This window comes from Mesorhizobium sp. M5C.F.Ca.IN.020.32.2.1, from assembly GCF_004023105.1.
In the GTDB taxonomy this organism is placed as follows: Bacteria; Pseudomonadota; Alphaproteobacteria; order Rhizobiales; family Rhizobiaceae; genus Mesorhizobium; species Mesorhizobium wenxiniae.
In genome coordinates, this window is sequence record NZ_RZSX01000932.1 from 1 (window position 1) to 2,341 (window position 2,341).

Below are 2,341 nucleotides of genomic sequence, written 5' to 3' on the forward strand. Positions count from 1 at the left end.
AGCAGGAAGACCGCGCGATCCTCGCGGTCTTCCTGCTCGAACTCGCGATCCGGGTGGTCGTCTATAGGACGAATTTCTTTCGCGATCCATGGCGCATCTTCGACCTTTTCGTCGTCGGTTTCGCGCTCATCCCCGCGACCGGTTCGCTCTCCGTGCTGCGGGCGCTGCGCATCCTGCGGGTCCTGCGCCTGATCAGCATCGTTCCGTCGCTGCGCCGAGTCGTCACCGGCTTCATCACCGCCCTGCCCGGCATGGGCTCGATCATGCTGTTGCTCGGGCTGGTGTTCTACGTCTTTGCGGTGATGGCGACGAAGCTCTACGGCTCGTCCTTTCCCGAACTGTTCGGCGGCATACCGGAATCGCTCTTCACGCTTTTCCAGGTCATGACTCTCGAAGGCTGGTCGGACGGCGTGGTGCGCCCGGTCATGGCGGTCTATCCGACCGCCTGGCTGTTCTTCATCCCTTTCATCATCGCGACCTCGTTCACCGTGCTCAATCTGTTCATCGGCGTGATCGTTTCGGCGATGGAGGCCGAGCATGAAGCCGTAGAATCGGCTGACAGGGCAACGCTGCACAGCGATCAGGCCATCATCCTCGCGGAGTTACAGGCGCTGCGGGCAGAGGTTCGCGAATTGTCCGGCGTTCGCGGCTAGATCGCCTCATTCGGCGCGACAGGTACTTCCCCGCGAACATTGCAGAACACAGCCATTCCTATCCGTCGGCGGCCTCTGATGGTGTAGTGCCGTGAAAAAGCCCGCCGCTCCATTTGCGAAGCGGCGGCCCCCCCAGATTACCCCCGATTGCCAGGTCAAGGTGCCCCCCGGCATTGCTGACCGTGCAATTGCGGCGCCAGACCCAGTGATCCATTACGGGACACCTATGCCAACGACGCAAGATAGGTTCGCCGATTCATATTAACTGTGGCTAATATGTCACCGTGGTCGGAACGGACTAAAATCGAGAGCGCCGGCGAGGCTGGGCGGCCTCACCCCTTGGCGAGTAATGCCTCGACCTCTTGTAGCGTCGGCATCGACGGCGCCGTGCCGGGCCGGGTGACCGAAATGCCGGCGACGGCGCAGGCGAAGCGGACCGCTTGCAGCGGTTCCACCTCTCTCGCAAGTGCTGCGGCCAAGCCGCCATTGAAGGCATCGCCTGCTCCGGTGGTCTCGACCACAGCGCCGGCATTGATCGCGCCGACATAGTCGGAGCGGCTGGCCGTTTGCAACAGCGCGCCTTTGTCGCCGAGTGTTACAATGACCGCGCCGACGCCCTTTTCGAGCAGGCTGTCGGCGGCGCGGCGGGCGTCGTCGATGGAAGACACCTTGATACCGGTCAGTTCCTCGGCCTCGGTCTCGTTCGGCGTGACATAGTCGCAGAGCGTATAGATGCGGTCAGGAAGCTTTGCCGCCGGCGCCGGGTTGAGGATGGTCGTCACGCCTGCCCCGCGCGCGATCTCCAGCGCTCGCATCGCCGCCTCGATCGGCTGCTCGAGCTGGGTGACGAAGACGCCCGCCGAGCGGATCAGGCCGGCGTTAGCCTCGATGTCGTCGGGCGAAATCAGCATGGCCGCACCCGGACTGACGATGATGGCGTTGTTGCCGGTGGTCTCCTCGACGAAGATATAGGCCGCACCCGTATAACTCTCCGGCGTGTCGATGACGGCGCTCTTCACCCCGGCCTGCGCCCAGGTCTGCCTAGCCATATCGGCAAAGGGATCGACGCCGAGGCGCGTCAGGAAAGCGATGTCGGCACCGAGACGGCCGGCCGCAACCGCCTGGTTGGAGCCCTTGCCGCCGGGGCCAAGCGTGAAGGAAGTTCCAAGGAGCGTCTCGCCCATGCGCGGCTGGCGGGCGGCGCGGTAGGCAGTGTCGGCGACGAAGACGCCCAGTATGACGACAGGCTTGCCTGGCATCTCCCTACTCCGCATCCGGCGGAACGACGCCCTTGCGGAAGGCGAAACAGCCATAGAAGCGGCGCTCGCCGGTCTGGATGACGCAATAGGCCTTCTTGGCACGTTCGTAGAAGGCGTAGCGTTCGACCGAGATCATAGGCCAGGCCTTGCCCTCAGCAGCATCGATCTCTTTTTGCACTTCTTGCTGCACTGCGGGAATCTCGTCCGGCTTGCCGACGATCTCCATGCGGGCGGCCGCATCGTCGACGAAACTGTCCAGCGGATAGAGCGACAGCACCGCCTTGACCACGTCCGCGGCCGGCGCATCGATGCGCAGCAGTCGGCCGAAGACGGTCTGGTGGGCCACCGAATCGGAGGGGAAATTGGTGTCGGCGATGATCAAATCGTCGCCGTGGCCCATCGCCCGAAGCGCCTGGAGCACATCGGCAT

General features: G+C 63.8%; 3 protein-coding genes. 1 reads left to right on the forward strand and 2 read right to left on the reverse strand.

Translation table 11 applies throughout. The features are described from left to right. Window positions 1-653 (forward strand): ion transporter (locus EOA86_RS31070; RefSeq protein ID WP_164892159.1); only part of this gene is annotated, 653 nt, incomplete at its 5' end. Between the two features lie 332 nt (window positions 654-985). Here EOA86_RS31070 and rbsK read toward each other — a convergent pair. After that, a complete protein-coding gene (gene rbsK / locus EOA86_RS31075; RefSeq protein WP_128345108.1) occupies window positions 986-1,912 on the reverse strand; it encodes a ribokinase in 927 nt (308 codons plus the stop codon). Between the two features lie 4 nt (window positions 1,913-1,916). Continuing rightward, a partial coding sequence (locus tag EOA86_RS31080; protein WP_128345110.1) for an RbsD/FucU family protein occupies window positions 1,917-2,341 on the reverse strand: 425 nt, incomplete at its 5' end.